Source organism: Pseudoroseicyclus aestuarii (assembly GCF_003217255.1).
Taxonomy (GTDB): Bacteria; Pseudomonadota; Alphaproteobacteria; order Rhodobacterales; family Rhodobacteraceae; genus Pseudoroseicyclus; species Pseudoroseicyclus aestuarii.
Genome location: NZ_QJTE01000002.1, coordinates 492,658 through 508,900, shown reverse-complemented (window position 1 = coordinate 508,900; position 16,243 = coordinate 492,658). Strand labels below are relative to the sequence as shown.

General features: G+C 69.9%; 14 protein-coding genes. 4 read left to right on the top strand and 10 right to left on the bottom strand.

The annotated features are described in order from the left end of the window. Positions 1-54 precede the first annotated feature (54 nt). Together rpsO and DFP88_RS17310 are read right to left on the bottom strand one after the other, a co-directional pair. Complete coding sequence (rpsO, locus tag DFP88_RS07250; protein ID WP_110813777.1) at positions 55-324, bottom strand: 30S ribosomal protein S15; 270 nt, start codon at positions 322-324, stop codon at positions 55-57. A 166-nt stretch (positions 325-490) separates the two neighbouring features. Then, positions 491-1,330 carry a calcium-binding protein gene (locus DFP88_RS17310; protein ID WP_110813776.1) on the bottom strand — a complete coding sequence of 280 codons (840 nt, stop codon included), beginning with the start codon at positions 1,328-1,330 and terminating at the stop codon, positions 491-493. Positions 1,331-1,582: 252 nt separating this feature from the next. On the opposite strand from DFP88_RS17310, the gene DFP88_RS07240 reads away from it, so the two are divergent. From DFP88_RS07240 to DFP88_RS07225, 4 genes are read left to right on the top strand one after another with little or no spacing between them, the layout of a single operon-like run. After that, the gene (locus tag DFP88_RS07240) at positions 1,583-3,394 is read left to right on the top strand and encodes a heparinase II/III family protein (protein ID WP_245904728.1); all 1,812 of its coding nucleotides are present in this window, start codon (positions 1,583-1,585) and stop codon (positions 3,392-3,394) included. Positions 3,395-3,421: 27 nt separating this feature from the next. Next, a complete protein-coding gene (purH, locus tag DFP88_RS07235; protein WP_110813775.1) occupies positions 3,422-5,005 on the top strand; it encodes a bifunctional phosphoribosylaminoimidazolecarboxamide formyltransferase/IMP cyclohydrolase in 1,584 nt (527 codons plus the stop codon). A gap of 17 nt (positions 5,006-5,022) precedes the next feature. Further along, on the top strand, positions 5,023-5,640 hold the full coding sequence (gene lspA, locus DFP88_RS07230) for a signal peptidase II (protein ID WP_425450823.1): 618 nt from the start codon (positions 5,023-5,025) through the stop codon (positions 5,638-5,640). Between the two features lie 9 nt (positions 5,641-5,649). Further along, positions 5,650-6,105: a DUF3035 domain-containing protein gene (locus DFP88_RS07225; protein ID WP_110813774.1), complete on the top strand. Its 456-nt coding sequence runs from the start codon at positions 5,650-5,652 to the stop codon at positions 6,103-6,105. A 74-nt stretch (positions 6,106-6,179) separates the two neighbouring features. On the opposite strand, the gene DFP88_RS07220 is transcribed toward DFP88_RS07225, so the two are convergent. From DFP88_RS07220 to DFP88_RS07185, 8 genes are all read right to left on the bottom strand, one after another. Then, complete coding sequence (locus DFP88_RS07220; protein ID WP_245904727.1) at positions 6,180-7,379, bottom strand: MFS transporter; 1,200 nt, start codon at positions 7,377-7,379, stop codon at positions 6,180-6,182. A 141-nt stretch (positions 7,380-7,520) separates the two neighbouring features. Next, entirely contained in the window at positions 7,521-8,648 is a 1,128-nt protein-coding gene (locus DFP88_RS07215; RefSeq protein WP_110813773.1) for a Gfo/Idh/MocA family protein, read from the bottom strand. Then, on the bottom strand, positions 8,645-9,391 hold the full coding sequence (locus tag DFP88_RS07210; protein WP_342767696.1) for a sugar phosphate isomerase/epimerase family protein: 747 nt from the start codon (positions 9,389-9,391) through the stop codon (positions 8,645-8,647). The genes DFP88_RS07215 and DFP88_RS07210 overlap by 4 nt, the downstream gene beginning before the upstream one ends. Beyond that, positions 9,391-11,814, bottom strand: a complete 2,424-nt coding sequence (locus tag DFP88_RS07205) for a beta-mannosidase (RefSeq protein ID WP_110814178.1) — start codon at positions 11,812-11,814, stop codon at positions 9,391-9,393. The genes DFP88_RS07210 and DFP88_RS07205 overlap by 1 nt, the downstream gene beginning before the upstream one ends. Positions 11,815-11,822: 8 nt before the next feature. Beyond that, complete coding sequence (locus tag DFP88_RS07200) at positions 11,823-12,926, bottom strand: ABC transporter ATP-binding protein (RefSeq protein WP_110813772.1); 1,104 nt, start codon at positions 12,924-12,926, stop codon at positions 11,823-11,825. 6 nt (positions 12,927-12,932) lie between these two features. Beyond that, positions 12,933-13,841, bottom strand: a complete 909-nt coding sequence (locus DFP88_RS07195; RefSeq protein ID WP_110813771.1) for a carbohydrate ABC transporter permease — start codon at positions 13,839-13,841, stop codon at positions 12,933-12,935. 31 nt (positions 13,842-13,872) lie between these two features. Then, positions 13,873-14,724 (bottom strand): carbohydrate ABC transporter permease, encoded by an 852-nt coding sequence (locus DFP88_RS07190; RefSeq protein WP_425450822.1) that lies wholly within the window; start codon positions 14,722-14,724, stop codon positions 13,873-13,875. A gap of 274 nt (positions 14,725-14,998) precedes the next feature. Beyond that, a complete protein-coding gene (locus tag DFP88_RS07185; RefSeq protein ID WP_425450821.1) occupies positions 14,999-16,237 on the bottom strand; it encodes an ABC transporter substrate-binding protein in 1,239 nt (412 codons plus the stop codon). Positions 16,238-16,243: the final 6 nt, after the last annotated feature.

Below are 16,243 nucleotides of genomic sequence, written 5' to 3'. Positions count from 1 at the left end.
ACGAAAAAGGGGCCGCCGAAGCGACCCCTTTTCCAAATTCGCAAAGTCCGGCGCTTAGCGGCGCAGGCCCAGGCGCTGGATCAGGCTCTGGTAGCGGGCCTCGTCCTTGCCCTTGACGTAGTCCAGCAGCTTGCGGCGCTGGGCAACCATCTTGAGCAGGCCGCGACGGCCGTGGTTGTCCTTGGCGTGCACCTTGAAGTGCTCGGTCAGGGTGGCGATGCGGCTGGAGAGGATCGCGATCTGCACCTCGGGCGAACCGGTGTCGCCCTCGTGCGTCGCGTAGTCCTTCATCAGCTTGGATTTGTCTTCCGGCGTGATCGACATCGGGATCTCCTTGAAAACAGGGTGGACGGCGCAAGCCGGGATGTCGTCCAGCAAGGCCCTTGAAGGTGTCCGTCCCGGGGTCCGGGTGCGGATGGCCGCCTATAAAGGTTATCGGCCGGGTTGGGAAGGGGTCCCGACCCGGCCGATCACAACCTGCCTCGTGTCATCAGGCCGCCATCTGCACCAGCGACAGATCCAGTGCCGTCACCCCCGAGAGGTAGGCCACGGGCTGCCCATCGGCGAGAAGCGTCAGCCCGTCTTCGCTGGTCAGCGTGTCGAGGACGGTCTCGGCGCCGCCGCGCAGCACCAGCGCATCGGCCGCGGGGTCGAAGTCGGCGATCACCGCGACCTCGTCGCCGGGGGCGATCTCGAAGGTATCGGCGCCGCGTCCGCCCGAAAGCACGTCGCCCGCGCCGCCGATCAGCCGGTCGTCGCCGGAGCCGCCGTTCAGGATGTCGGCCTCGGCCGCGCCGACCTCGACACCGTCGAGCACGTCGTTGCCGGCACCGCCCTGCATCTCGTCCTCGCCGGCATTGCCGGTCAGCACATCGTCGCCCCAGCCGCCGCTGAGCAGGCCGCCGTTGTCGCAGCCCTCGAGAACGTCATTGCCCTCGCCGCCGGTCATGCAGGGCAAGGCTTCGCCCTCGTCGCGCAGCGGCAGAACATCGCCCTCTTCGTCGAGGGCAAGCTCGACCTCGTCCCAGACCTCGTCCCAGAGAGCTTCCTCGTCCAAGTCGGTCTCGGGCTCCTCGTCGTCGTCAAAGGTCCAGTCACCGGCGACGACCGTCTCGTTCGAGGTGACCTCGACCGGCTCCGGCTCATAGACGGCCTCGTCCTCCTCGGGCGGCAGGTCGATCAGCTCTCCCTCGCCCTGCGCGGGCGCCATGTCCACGGCCGTCCCGTCGTCACGCTCGACGGCGCTGCCGCCCTCGTCGTCGTCCTCGTCGCCAGAGACGAAAGCCAGCCCCGCAAGCGACACGCCGATCAGGCCCAGAAATCCCAACATCGCGATGATCCTTTCCTTCTTGGTGTGAGGGACGGCTTCCGGTCCCGAAATTCTTCAAAAGCTAATTACCACAAGTTCGCCCTTCCCCCCTGCCAAACCGGGTACCGCGGTTAGCCAATGGTTAGCGCGGACGGGGCGATCACGGCGGCGGCGTGACTTGGGCGGCGCGGCGCCATAGGCTGCCGCACGCCACGGCGGCGAACCGGGCAGGGCAGGCACGCGCCGTCGCTACGGCACAGGCATGGAGACAAGGTGAAGATCGGCAAGCGCAGCGGCAGGGACGACGGGGCGATCGGGCCGCCGCAGGACGCGGCATCCGCAGGGGCCCGCGCCCCGGCGCAGCCGCGCGGCGCGGCCTGGGCCGGACGGCGGCGGCTGCTGGACCGCCTGCAGGTCAGGCTCGCCGCTCGCGCGCCCGCCGCCACCGGCTTTGCCACCCCGCCCGAGCCGCGCAGCATCGGCAGCCTCGAGCGCGGCAGGGACCTGCTCGCGGGGCGGGCCCTGATCGAGGGGGAGCGGGTGCAGCTCGAAGGCCGCTCGATCTGGGACATCGGGACGGCAGAGGCTTCCGCCGCCGAGGCGCTGCACGATTTTGCCTGGCTCGAGGATCTCGCCGCCCTCGGCGGGGCGCAGGCGCGGGGGCGGGCGCAGGACTGGCTGCAGGGCTGGATCGCCCGCTACGGCGGTGGCCGCGGGCCCGGCTGGGCGCCGCGCATCATGGCGCGGCGGCTGATGCGCTGGATTGACCATGCGCCCTTCGTGCTGCGCGGTTGCACCGAGGACGAGCGGGCGCGCCTCCTGCGCAGCCTGGGCGCGCAGACCGCCTTCCTCGCCCGGCACTGGCAACGGGCCGAGCCCGGCCTGCCCCGGATCGAGGCGCTGGCCGGGCTGATCCATGCCGGCCTGTCGCTGGAGGGGATCGGCGATCCGGCAGAGCCTGCCACGGGCGCGCTGGCGCAGGAGGTGACGCGCCGGATCGACGAGACAGGCGCGATCCACAGCCGCAACCCCGAGGCGCTGCTGGAGATCCTGTCCCTTCTGGGCGGCACCGTGCAGGCGCTGGTCTCCGCCGAGCGGCGCGTGCCGCCGGTGCTGCGCCTCGCGATGGGGCGCATCGCCGCCACCCTGCGGGCGCTGCGCCATGCCGACGGCGGCCTCGCGCGGTTCCACGGCGGCGGGCGCGGCGCCGAGGGCCGCCTCGACCAGGCGCTGGCCGCCTCGGGCAGCCGGGCGCGGCCGGGGCCGGGGCTGCACATGGGTTACGCTCGCCTCGGCGCCGGGCGCACGACGCTGATCCTCGATGCCGCGCCGCCGCCCTCGGGCGCCGGCGGGGCAGAGCCCCATGCCTCGACCCTCGCCTTCGAGCTGACCTCGGGGCGGCGCCCGCTGATCGTCAATTGCGGCGCCGGCGGCGACTTCGGCCCCGACTGGCGGCAGGCCGGACGCGCCACGGCCAGCCACTCCACGCTGGCGCTGCAGGGCTACTCCTCCGCGCGCTTCGGGCAGGCCGGGCGCGGCGGGGCCGAGCGTCTGACCGATGGCCCGCGCACCGTGCCCGTCGAGCCGGAGGCCATCGCGCTGCGCCTCGAGACGGCGCATGACGGCTGGCGCCGCACGCATGGCCTGACCCATGCCCGCATCCTCGATCTGTCGAGCGACGGGCGCAGCCTGACGGGCGAGGACCTGCTGACGACGCTCAGCCCCGGCGACACCCGCCGCTTCGACCAGATGCTTGGCCAGGGCGGCAACAGGGGGCTGGGCTTCTCGATCCATTTCCACCTGCACCCCGATGTCGATGCCGCCGAGGCCGAGGGCGGCAGCGCCGTCGCGCTGGCGCTGCGCAACGGCGAGATCTGGGTCCTGCGCCACGACGGCGCCGCCAGCCTCGCGCTGGAGCGGTCGATGTACCTCGAGGCCGGGCGCCCCGCGCCCCGGCCCACGCAGCAGGTGGTTTTATCCGCCCGCGCGATGGCCTATGCGACGCGCGTGCGCTGGACCCTGTCCAAGGCGCAGGATACGCCGCAGGGCCTGCGCGACGTCGCACGGCCCGAGGACGAGGAGTAGCGCCGCGCCGGCGGCCCGGAGAATGCCATGACCCAGACCGTTCCGATCAAGCGCGCGCTGCTGTCCGTCTCGGACAAGACAGGCCTCGTCGATCTTGCCCGCGCCCTCGACGCCCGCGGGATCGAGCTTGTCTCCACCGGCGGCACCGCCGCCGCGCTGCGCAAGGTCGGCCTGCCGGTGCGCGACGTCTCCGAGATCACCGGCTTCCCCGAGATGATGGACGGCCGCGTCAAGACGCTGCACCCGATGGTGCACGGCGGCCTGCTCGCCCTGCGCGGCGAGGACAGCCACCGCGCCGCGATGGACGAGCATGGCATCGGCGGGATCGATCTGCTGGTCGTCAACCTCTACCCCTTCGAGGCGACGGTGGCCCGCGGCGCCGATTACGACGAGACGGTCGAGAACATCGACATCGGCGGCCCGGCCATGCTGCGCGCCGCGGCCAAGAACCACGCCTGGGTCGCGACCGTCACCGATACCGAGGATTACGACGCCCTCCTCGAGGAGCTGGACGCGAACGAGGGCGCCACGACCTACGCCTTCCGCCAGCGCCTCGCGCAGATCGCCTATGGCCGCACCGCCGCCTACGACGCCGCCGTCAGCACCTGGATGGCCGGCGCCATCGGCGAGGCCGCGCCGCGCCGCCGCAGCGTCTCTGCCACCCTGGCGCAGGGCCTGCGCTACGGCGAGAACCCGCACCAGTCCGCCGCGCTCTATACCGACGGCAGCCGTCCCGGCGTCGCGCAGGCCGCGCAGCACCAGGGCAAGGCGCTGAGCTACAACAACCTCAACGACACCGATGCCGCGGTCGAGCTGGTGGCCGAGTTCGGGCAGGACCGACCTGCCTGCGTCATCGTCAAGCACGCCAATCCCTGCGGCGTGGCGCTGGGCGAGACCGCCGCCGAGGCCTATGCCCGCGCCTTCGACTGCGACCGCACCTCCGCCTTCGGCGGCATCGTCGCGCTGAACCGCCCGCTGGACGCCGAGACCGCGCGCGCCATCACCGGCATCTTCACCGAGGTCGTGATCGCCCCCGGCGCCGACGAAGAAGCGCGCGCCATCTTCGCCGCCAAGAAGAACCTGCGCCTGCTGACACTGGACGCCCTGCCCGACCCGCGCGCCGCCGGCCCGATGCTGCGGCAGATCGCCGGCGGCTACCTGCTGCAGGACCGCGACGCCGGCGCCATCGGCATGGACGACCTGCGCGTCGTGACCCGCCGCCAACCCGGCGAGGCCGAGCTGCGCGACCTGATGTTCGCCTGGACCGTGGCGCGCCACGTGAAGTCCAACGCCATCGTCTACGCCAAGGACATGCAGACCGTCGGCATCGGCGCGGGCCAGATGAGCCGGCTCGACAGTTCGATGATCGCCGCGGTGAAGGCCGAGCGGATGGCCGAGGCGCTGGGCCTGCCGCATACGCCGGCGCAGGGCTCCGTCGTCGCCTCCGACGCCTTCTTCCCCTTCCCCGACGGGCTGCTCGCCGCGGCCGAGGCCGGGGCGCGGGCGGTGATCCAGCCCGGCGGTTCGGTCAAGGACGAGGAGGTCATCGCCGCCGCCGACGGCGCTGGGCTGGCGATGGTCTTCACCGGCATGCGGCACTTCCGGCACTGATGGCGATGCCCCCCGCCCTGCGCATCACGCTGACCGCCGCCTTCTGGGTCTTCCTCGCCGATCAGGCGACGAAATACGTCGTCGTCCACGCCCTCGATCTGTCCGGGCGCATGGCGCTCGACGTGATCCCCGGCTTCATCGGCTTTCGCATGGCCTGGAACCAAGGCGTGAACTTCGGCCTGTTTTCCGGCTTCGACATGCGCTGGGTGCTGATCGGCGTGGCGCTGGCGATCAGCGCCGGGGTGCTGGTCTGGATCGCCCGCGGCGCGGCGACGCGCTGGGTGCAGCTCTCCGCCGGGCTGCTCGTCGGCGGGGCGCTGGGCAATGTCGTCGACCGCCTGCTCTACGGCGCTGTGGCCGATTTCCTGAACGTGACCTGCTGCGGCATCGAGAACCCCTATGCCTTCAACGTCGCCGATATCGCGATCTTCCTCGGCGCCGTCGGGCTGATCCTCTTCGCCGGCGATCCGCCAAAGCCCGGCGGCGCGGCGCCCAAGGGCGGCACCAGGCGCGCCAAGGCGGCCCCCGCCGAAGGCAAGCGCAAGGCCCCCGCGCGGCGGCCCGCCAAGGCCCCCGCCCCAGCCCCCGCACCCGAGGGCAAGACCCCGCGTGACGCCCCCGGCGAAGCGCGCTAGAGAGGCGCCATGAGGACCACGCATATCATCGCGGCGCTCTGCGCCCTTGCCCTCGTCTCCGGCTGCAACCGGACCCGCGGCGGCGGCGGACCCGACGAATTCTCGGTCCTGCCGAGCGATGCCCTGCAGATCCCCGATGTGCTGAGCCTGCCGCAGCCGACGCCGGGCGGGACGAACCGCACCGACCGCACGCCGACCCTCGACGCCGTGGCCCGGCTGGGCGGCAGCCCCTCGGGGTCCGGCATCCCGGCCTCCGACGCCGCGCTGCTCGCCGCCGCCGGCGCGCCCGAGCCGCAGATCCGCGCCACCCTCGCCGGCGAGGCCGCGGCCCGCCAGGGCGGCGCCCGCCCCGGAACCGCGCGCTACTACGGCCGCTTCGCCGCCCAGCGCCTCGATGCCCCGGCCGAGCTCGCCCGCTGGCGCGCCGCCGGCGCCGCCACCCCCTCGGCCCCTCCCCGGGACTGAGCCGCCGTCTTCTCTTTGAAAATATCCCGGGGGAGAGGCCGCAGGCCTCGGGGGCAGCGCCCCCTCCCCCGGTGTCAGCCCGCGCGCCGCTCGTCCCAGAGCGTCAGCGCGAACAGCGCCAGCCCCGCGACACCGAGAACGGCGCCCACGGGTCCGGCCACGGGCAGGCCATAGCCCGCCGCCAGGAAAAGCGACGTCAGCCAGGGCCCCAGCGCATTGCCGACGTTCAGTGCCGCGTGGTTCAGCGCCGCGGCGAGGGTCTGCGCCTCGCGGGCGACCATCATCAGCCGGGTCTGCAGCATGATCGTCAGGCACCCCGCCCCGCCGATCAGCAGCGCCATGACGGCCATGCCCAGCGGGCTGCCGGTCACCGCGGGGTAGATCGCCAGAAGCAGCGTCATCCCGCCCAGAACGCCCCAGGTCGATCCGTTCAGCGACAGATCCGTCGCCCAGCCGGCGACGAAGGTGCCCAGCGTCATCCCGACCCCGAAGAGCGAGAAGTACAGCGGCACGATCCCCGGAGCGACGCCCGTCACCTGCTCGAGCGTCGAGGCGAGGTAGGTGTAGACGGCGAACATGCCGCCAAAGCCGATGGCGCCGAAAAGCAGCGTCAGGATCACCTGCCGGTTCTTCAGCGCGTCCAGCTCCTTCAAGGGGTCCGAGGCGGTGCCGGTGCCGCGCGGCGCGAAGGCGTAGATCATCGCCGCCGTCGCCAGCGCCAGCGCGCCCGCGATGGCGAAGCACCAGCGCCAGCCGATCGTCTGGCCGAGGATATTCGCGCCGGGCACGCCGATGATCGTCGCCACCGTCAGCCCCATCATGATCTTCGAGATCGCGCGCCCGCGCTGGCCCGGCGCCATCATCCCGGCGGCCAGCAGCGTGGCGATGCCGAAGTAGGCCCCATGCGGCAGCCCGCCGAGGAAGCGCAGCGCCACCAGTGACGCGAAATTCGGCGCAAGACCCGAGGCGAGGTTCGCGGCACCATACAGCAGCATCAGCGCCGCCAGCAGCCGCCGGCGCGGCAGCCGCGCGGCCAGCACCGCGATCAGCGGCGCGCCGATCACCACGCCCAGCGCATAGGCCGCGATGACATAGGCGGCAGAGGCCTCGGTGATGCCGAGCCCTTCCGAGAAATAGGGGACGAGGGCCATGGCGGCGAACTCGGTCGTGCCGATGGTGAAGCCGCCCATGGCCAGCGCGAAAAGGACGATCCGCGTGCCTGCCGGGGCGGCGCTGCGGCCCGTGGGCATGGCGGGGCTGTCTGTCTTGGTCATGCTGTCGATCCTGTCGGCTCCGCGCGAGGGGCGTTGGAGGGGCGCGTCCCCTCCTCCCCGGCGCGCAGCACTCGTCGGGATCGGCGCGAAGTTCAAGGCGGTTTGCCCCGCGGCCGCACCCGGCCGCGGGGCTGGTCAGCCTCAGGCCATCAGGGCGCGCGCGTCCTCGGCTGTCATCGGGGCGGGCCGCTCGCAGGTGGTCGTCATCTCGACGTAGCCGCGCTGCTCGCCTGCCTTGAGGATCGAGGTCATCACGTCGATCGCATGCACCGCGAGATCGAGGCTGCAGCGATGCGGCCGCCCCTCGCGGATCGCGGCGGCCATGTCGGCAAGGCCCGCGGTGCGGTAGTTCGCCTGCTCCTTGGCGGTGCCGACATCCTGGTTCGGCGCGCCGAAGGGATGGTCGGCGCCGTCGAGCACCGCCGCCTCGGGACCCGCCAGCTCGACCTTGCCGCCGAAGAAGTTCGGGTCGGGCACGTAGAGCGAGGCGTTCTCGCCGTAAAGCTCCATGTTGGCATGGCGATGGGCATGGATGTCCCAGCTGGCGCCCAGCGTGACGACCGCGCCGTTCTCGAACTCGAGGATGGCGTGGATGTTGGTCGGCGTCTTCACCGGCAGCACCTCTCCGGTGCGCGCACCGTTGGCGATGGTCCGCTCGCTCCAGGCAGAGCTGGACATTGCCGTCACCGCCTTCACCGGCCCGATCAGCTGGATCAGGTTGGTGACGTAGTAGGGCCCGATATCGAGGACCGGCCCGGCGCCGGGCAGGAAGAAGAAGTCGGGGTTGGGATGCCAATGCTCCATCCCGCGGCTCATGACGTGGCAGGTGCCGCCAAGGATGCGGCCCGTCGTGCCGTCGTCGATCGCCCGGCGCGCGGCCTGATGCGCCCCGCCGAGGAAGGTGTCGGGGGCCGAGCCGATGCGCAGATTCTTGGCATCCGCCAGCTCCTGCAGGGCCTTGGCCTGATCCAGCTCCAGCACCAGCGGCTTTTCGGAATAGGCGTGCTTGCCCGCCTCGAGGATGCGGCGCGTCAGCTCGTAATGCGCCGCCGGCACCGTCAGGTTGACGATGACGTCCACGTCCTGCGCCGCAAGGATGTCCTCGACCGTCTCGGCGCGGACGCCGAACTCCTCGGCTCGCGCCTTCGCGGCCTCGGGGTTGATGTCGGCCACGGCCTTGACGGTGATGTCCTTGAACAGCGGCGCCAGCCGCAGGTAGGCCGCCGAGATATTGCCGCAGCCGATGATGCCTACGCCCAGCGCGCTCATTTCACGTATCCCTTGATGGTTTCCAGCGAGCGGGTCGCCATGCGGCGGTCGTCGCTGGGGTTGTCATGTTCGACCACGACGTGATCGACGCCCGCCTCGCGCAGCGCCGGGAACAGCGCATCCCAGTCCATGATGCCATGGCCCACGTCGGCCCAGCCGTCCTCGTCCTGCGCCTGCCCGTCGGGGGCGATGTCCTTGACATGCGCGGCGGTGATCTTCGGCCCGTAGCGGGTCAGCCAGTCCAGCGGATCGTGCCCGGCGACGCGCACCCAGCCGAGATCGAGCTCGAGCTCGATGCCGTCCGTCTGCGCCAGGATATCCAGCGGCGTGCGCCCGCCGCCGAGATCGGCCAGCTCGAAGTCGTGGTTGTGCCAGCCGAAGACCAGCCCCGCGTCGCGGTAGGGCTGCCCGGCCTTGACCAGACGGGTGGCGAAAGCTTCCCATCCGGCGGCATCCGTCGGGCGGGCATCGGGGGCGAGGTGCGGCACCAGGATCTTCTGGATGCCCAGCCGCTCGGCGATGCCGAGCACGCGCGAGGGGTCGCCCTCGACCATATCGAGCCCGATATGGGCCGAGGTCATGGCAAGCCCGGTGTCCTGCAGCGCCGTTTCCAGCGAATTCACGTCCTCGTAGAGGCCGCCGTAGCCCTCGACCTCGCGGTAGCCGGCCTCGGCCAGCATCGCGAGCGTGGCCTCGATCGGGCCGAACTTGCGCGAGCAGTAAAGTTGATAAGAGACGTGCATCAGAAGTCCTTTCCTCCCTCCGGGACCGCCGTGGTGGCGGTGTAGAGATCGCGCAGGGTAAAGCGCGGCCGCGCGCCCGGATCGCGCGGCGTGAAACCGATGCGGGCGGTCTCGCCCGGCATGATGTGTCCCGCCGCATCCGTCAGCCGGCCGGGCACATCGGCCTCGACCGTCGCGAAGAAGGCGGGGGCGGCATGGGCCGTAACCTCGACCCACCAGACGCCGCCCTCCTCGGCGACGTCGAGCACGGCCTGCGGATCGCGCAGGTCGTAGCTTTTCCAGGGCTCGGGCGCGTGGATGTCACGCCCCTCGCCCCCAGCGGACCGCCAGTCGAAGGCGAGAACTTCGCCTTCGGCCAGCGCGCCCGCCTCGATCCGCAGAACCTCGGCGGCATCGGCGCCGAGGGTGGCGGTCGCCTGCCCCAGCGCGCGCGTCTCGCCGCTCATGCCCAGCGCGCGGGCAGTGACGGTGATCTCCTGCGCCTCGCGGTGGTCGTTAATGCCGACAAGGCGGATCGCCCCGCCCTCCGGCACAGCCGAGACGGTGAGCGGCGCGTAGAAATCCTTTGCCATGTGGTGCAGCAGCTTCCACTCGCCGCCGTAATCCAGCGAGGACCAGGAGCAGACGGGCCATGTGTCGTTGAGCTGCCAGTAGAGCGTGCCCATGCAATGCGGCTTGAGGCTGCGCCAGTGGGTCACGGCGGTCTTGATCGCGATCCCCTGCTGGATCTGCGACAGCCAGACGAAATCCTCGAACTTCTGCGGAAAGCGGAAGTAGCGGAACATCGTCTCGGCGATGCGGGCATTGCCGCCGGCGTTCTTCTGGTGGCTTTCGAAGACCGGCGCCGCGACGTTGAAATCCGCCGGATCGGCAAAGGTGCGGATCGTCGTCATGTTCGGGTAGGACTGGAAGCCGAACTCCGAACAGAAGCGGGGCGAGACGTCGCGGTAGTGGTCGAAATCGCGCCCCTCGTGCCAGACCGACCAGAAGTGCATGTCGCCCGCGCTGTCGTCGTGCCAGGCGTCGCCAAAGCTCATCGGGCCGGGGCTGGGGCTGCTGGGCCACCAGTTGGCGCCCGGATCGGTCTCCTTCAGCGCCCGCTCCACCGCGCGGTTGAGCCGGTCGTAGTTCACGAGGTAGCGGTCGCGGTCCTTCGTGCTTTCGGGGAACCAGCCGAGCGCGCCGATCAGCTCGTTGTCGCCGCACCAGAGCGCGAGGCAGGCATGGTGGTGCAGCCGGGCGACGTTCTCGCGCACCTCCTGCTCGACGTCCGACAGGAACTCGGGCGTCGAGGGGTAGAGATGGCAGGCGAACATGAAGTCCTGCCAGACCATCAGCCCCAGCTCGTCGCAGGCCTCGTAGAAGCTGTCCGCCTCGTAGCGCCCGCCGCCCCAGACGCGGATCATCGTCATGTTGGCATCCGCCGCCGATTGCAGCAGATCGCGCGTCGCGGCATCGGTGATCCGCCCCGCCAGCGCGTCGGCGGGAATCCAGTTGGCGCCCTTGGCGAAGACCGGATGGCCGTTGACGCGGATGCCGAAGGCGGTGCCGGCGGCGTCCTTTTCGGCCACCAGCTCCATCCTGCGCAGGCCGATGCGGCGGTGCGCCTCGGCCTCGCCCACCGTCACGCTCAGATCGTGCAGCACCTGCGGCCCGAGGCCGTTGGGCCACCAGAGCTCCGGCGTCTCGATGTGGAAAGCGGCGCTGGCGGTGCCGCCGGTGACGGTTGCCCGCACCTCCTGCCCGGCAAAGCGCAGAAGGGCCTCCTGCCCCTCGGCATTCTCGGCATGGGCGGTGACATGCAGCGTCACCGCCTCTCCCTGCCAGTCCTGCGAAACGCTCAACCGCTTTACCTGCGGGACATGGCGCGGCTCGAGCACGATGCCGCCGGTGACGCCGAAGGGCGCGAGGGCGATGTTCCAGTCCCAGCCGAAGTCGCACTGCGGCTTGCGCAGCATGTTCCCGTTGGGCAGCGGGCAGTTCCCCTCGTGCCAGGGGATGTAGAAGGGCTGTGCCGCCTGCCGTTCGTTCGCGGCCTCGACCGGGGCGCGGAACCGGATCTCCAGCCGGTTGCTCCCGACCTTCGCCGCGCCCGACAGATCCGCCCGCCAGGTGCGGAACGCATTCGCCGCCTCGAGAACCGGCTGCCCGTTCAGCAGCACCTGCGCCGCGCAATCGAGGCCGGTCAGCACCAAGTCAACCTCGGTCTCATCGAGGTCGAGATCGCGGGTGACGGTCCAGTCGCGGTGGCAGATCCAGCGCAGGTCGTATTCGTTGCGGCCCCAGTAGGGGTCCGGGATCAGCCCGGCCTGCTGCAGGGCGGTGACCCCATCGCCGGGCAGGGCGATGGGACAGGAATAGTCTTCGTCGGCGTCGCTCAGGGTCCAGGCGTCGCCGGTCAGGTCGCGGGTCGTTGCGGGCAAGGTGTCTCTCACAGTCTGTCTTCGGTGCCTGCATCGAACAGGGATGCGCGCGAGGGGTCGAGCCCGATCACCATGGTCTCGCCCGGCTTGACGCGCGACTGGCCGTCCATGCGGATGCGGAAGATCTGCTCGCCCAGCTTCGCCCAGACCAGCGTGTCGGAGCCCATGGGTTCGACCAGATCGACCGTCACCTCGTGCTGGACCGGGGCGCCGGAGACGAGCTCTCCGGTCACCACATGCTCGGGCCGGATGCCGAGGATGGCGGGGCCGCCGGGCTGGCGCGCGGTGAACTCGTAGCCATCCATCGGCATTCTCAGCTCGTCGGTGCTGAACACGCCGTTCTCGAGGTGCCCGTCCATGAAGTTCATCGAAGGCGAGCCGATGAAGTCGGCCACGTAGCGGTTGCGCGGGCGATTGTAGATCTCGTCCGGGCTGCCGAGCTGCATGATCTCGCCGCCCTTCATGATCGCGATCCGGTCGGCCAGCGTCATCGCCTCGACCTGGTCGTGGGTGACGTAGATCATCGTGTTCTGCAGCTGGTTGTGCAGGCGCTTGAGCTCGACCCGCAGGTCGGCGCGCAGCTTGGCGTCGAGGTTGGACAAGGGCTCGTCGAAGAGGAAGACGTCGACGTCGCGCACCAGCGCCCGGCCGATGGCGACACGCTGACGCTGGCCGCCCGACAGGGCGCCCGGCTTGCGGTCCAGCAGCGGCTCGATCTGCAGCACCTCGGCGGCGCGGGCCACCCGCCGCTCGATCTCGTCCTTGGGCACGCGGGCGTTCTTCAGCCCGAAGCTCAGGTTCCCCTTCACCGTCATCTGCGGGTAGAGCGCGTAGGACTGGAACACCATGCCGATGCCCCGGTCAGAGGGTTCGGCCCATGTGACGTTCTTGCCCTTGATCCAGATCTGCCCGTCGCTGACGTCGAGCAGCCCGGCGATGCAGTTCAGAAGCGTGGACTTGCCGCAGCCCGAAGACCCGAGAAGCACGAGGAACTCGCCCTCCGCGATGTCGAGGTTCAGCCCCTGCAGCACCTTCACGGCGCCGAAGGACAGGTCGAGGTCCTGGATGCTGACAGACGGGTTGCCGGTGGCGGTCTGGGACATGTCGTTCATCGGGAGTTATCCTTTCACCGCGCCGGCGGCGATGCCGCGGACGAAGAGCTTGCCGGAGACGAAGTAGACGGTGAGCGGCACGAGGCCGGTCAGCAGCGTGGCGGCCATGTTGACGTTGTATTCCTTCACGCCCTGCACCGAGTTGACGATGTTGTTGAGCTGGACGGTCATCGGGTACTGGTCCGGGCGCGTGTAGATCACGCCGAAGAGGAAGTCGTTCCAGATGCCGGTGACCTGCAGGATCATCGCGACGACGAAGATCGGCAGGCTCATCGGGGCCATGATCCGGAAGAAGATCTGCCAGAATCCCGCGCCGTCGACGCGCGCCGCCTTGAACAGCTCCACCGGGAGCGAGGCGAAGTAGTTCCGGAACAGCAGCACGAGGATCGGCATGCCGAAGACCGTGTGCACCAGCACCAGACCCGAGAGGCTGCCAAAAAGGCCCATGTTCCGCAGGAGCAGCACCACCGGGTAGATCATCACCTGATAGGGGATGAAGGCGCCCATCAGCAGGATGGTGAAGAAAACCTCGGACCCGCGGAATTTCCACATGCTCAGCGCGTAGCCCGAGACGCTGGCCACCGCGATCGACATCAGGACCGAGGGGATCAGGATCTGCACCGAGTTGAAGAAGCCGCGGCTGAGGCCGTCGCAATTGATGCCGGTACAGGCCTGGCTCCAGGCCTTGGCCCATGGCTCGAAGGTCACCTCGAGCGGCGGGCCGAAGACATTGCCCATGCGGATTTCCGGCATCCCCTTCAGCGATGTGACGATCATCACGTAAAGCGGCAGCAGGTAGTAGAGCGAGACGACGATCAGCACGCCGTAGAGCATGATGTTGCGCCGCGAGAGGGCCTTTTTCGGACGCGGTCCGCGGTGATGGTCCGAGGACATCTGCCCGCGCGAGGCATCCATGGCTGCGCCCGTGGCGCCGAGTGTTGCGGGATTAGCCACGCTTCTTGCCTCCGAATTCGAGGTAGGCCCAGGGGATCAGGATGATCACGACGCTCAGCAGCATCATCGAGGAGGCGGCAAAGCCCTGGCCAAGGTTCTGGCTGCCGAACATGGCGCTCATCACGTATTTCGCCGGCACCTCGCTGCTGATGCCCGGCCCGCCGCCGGTCTGCGCGACGACGAGGTCGTAAAGCTTCACGATGCCGCTGGCGATCAGCACCAGCGCGGTGACGAAGACCGGGCGCATCATCGGGATGATGACGCGGATGTAGGTCTTCCAGACCGGGATGCCGTCGACGCGGGAGGCCTTCCAGATGTCCTCGTCGATGCCGCGCAGGCCGGCGAGCATGATGCACATCACGAGGCCCGTGCCCTGCCAGAGGCCGGCGATCAGCAGGCCCCACATGACGATGTTGGGATTGTTCAGCGGGTCGAAGGAAAAGCTTTCCCAGCCCCAGCCGCGCACGATGCCCTGAACGCCGAACTGCGGGTTCAGGATCCACTGCCAGACGAGGCCGGTGACGATGAAGCTGAGCGCGAAGGGATAGAGAAAGATCGAGCGGAAGACGCCCTCGAAGCGGATCTTGCGGTCCAGCAGCGCGGCGAGGGTGAAGCCGATCACCAGCGTGCCGATCATCGAGGCAAAGCCGTAAAGCGCGAGGTTCTGGATCGAGACGATCCATTTTCGCGTCGACCAGAGCCGGTCGTACTGCTCGAGCCCGGCCCAGTCGAGCCGCGGCAGAAGGCCGGAGTCGGTGAAGGAATAGACGATAGTCCAAACCGTCCCGCCCAGAAAGACGACGAGCGCGATCGCGATCATCGGCACGAGCGCGATCTTCGACATCGGGTTGCGCAGCAGCCGGCTTGGGCGTTTGGCGCCCGATGAAGCGGCGGCTCTGTGGCCGGTGGACCCGGCGTCTTCTGCGACGGCCATTGAAACTCCTCCCTCAGGGTGGACCCGGTCGGGTCCGGTCTTTCGCTCCGTCCACGGCGCCGGCCCTAAGCGGGCCACCTTGCGGCTGGGGGCGTGGCCCTCGCTGGCCCCTCCCCGGGCCGGCGGCGAGGCCGGAGCGTGTGGGGACGGCCCGCCACCCATCGGGCGGGCCGTCCGGGCGGCGTCAGTCCGCCTGTTCGATGATCTGGGCGTACTGCTCCTGCACGTCCTCGGGGGTCATCGAGGGGGTGTTCCAGAACTCGGTCATCAGGTCGTTGAGCGAGTTCGTGGTATCCGGCGACAGCAGCGCGGTGCCGGAGGGAACGACGTTGCCGTCGGCCAGAAGCTGAAGACCCTTCTGCGTGCACTCGTTCACGCTGCCGAGGTCGACGTCACCCCGCACCGGGAGCGAGCCCTTGACCGAGTTGAACGCGACCTGAACCTCGGGGTCCAGAAGCAGGGCCGCGAGCTCCTTCTGCGCGGCCTCGACCTCGGGGTCGCTCTGCTGCGGGAAGTAGAAGGCATCGCCGCCGGCATCGAGGATCGCGATGTCGCCGAGGCCCGGCAGGCATTCGTAGTCCTCGCCCGCGACCATGTCGGCCATGGCGAATTCGCCCTGCGCCCAGTCGCCCATGATCTGCGCTGCGGCCTCGCCCTGGATCACGGCGTTGGTCGCCTGGTTCCAGTCCTGCACCGAGACGCCGTCGGCCATTTCGCGCGCTTCGCCGAAGGCCTGGAAGGCCCGGGCATAGTCTTCGCCGCGGGCGACTTCGGCATCCTTGTCCTGGTTCACGGCGAGCCAGGCTTCTTCACCCGCCAGCGCCAGCGCCATCACGCCGAAGGCGCCGTTCTGCTGCCAGGGCTGACCGCCGACGGCCAGCGGCACGATGCCGGCCTCGCGCAGGGCGGGGGCGGTCTCGGTGAAGCTTTCCCAGTTCGTCGGAACCTCGACGCCGGCCTCTTCGAAGGTCGCGTCGTTCAGCCACATCCACTGCCAGGAGTGGATGTTCACCGGGGCGCAGTAGATCCGGCCCTCGTAGGTGCAGGCATCCAGAAGGGAGGGCGGGTTGATCACATCGGCCCAGCCCTGCTCTTCCGCGACATCGGTGAGATCCAGCATCAGGCCGGCCTCGATCAGCTCCTCGGCCTGACGACCGTGGTTGAACTGGAAGGCGCCCGGCGGATCGCCACCGAGGATCCGGCTGACCATGACCGGGCGGGCCACGTCGCCGCCGCCGGCGATCGCGCCGTCGACCCAGGTGTTGTCGGTGCGGTCGTTGAAGGCATTGGCGAATTCCTGAACAGCGCCTGCCTCGCTGCCGCTGGTCCACCAGTGCATGACCTCAAGTTCCACGGCACCGGCAGACCCGGCGGTGACGGCCAAGGCGGACGCGATGGCGGTCCCGCTCAGCCAGCGATTGATCCCTGT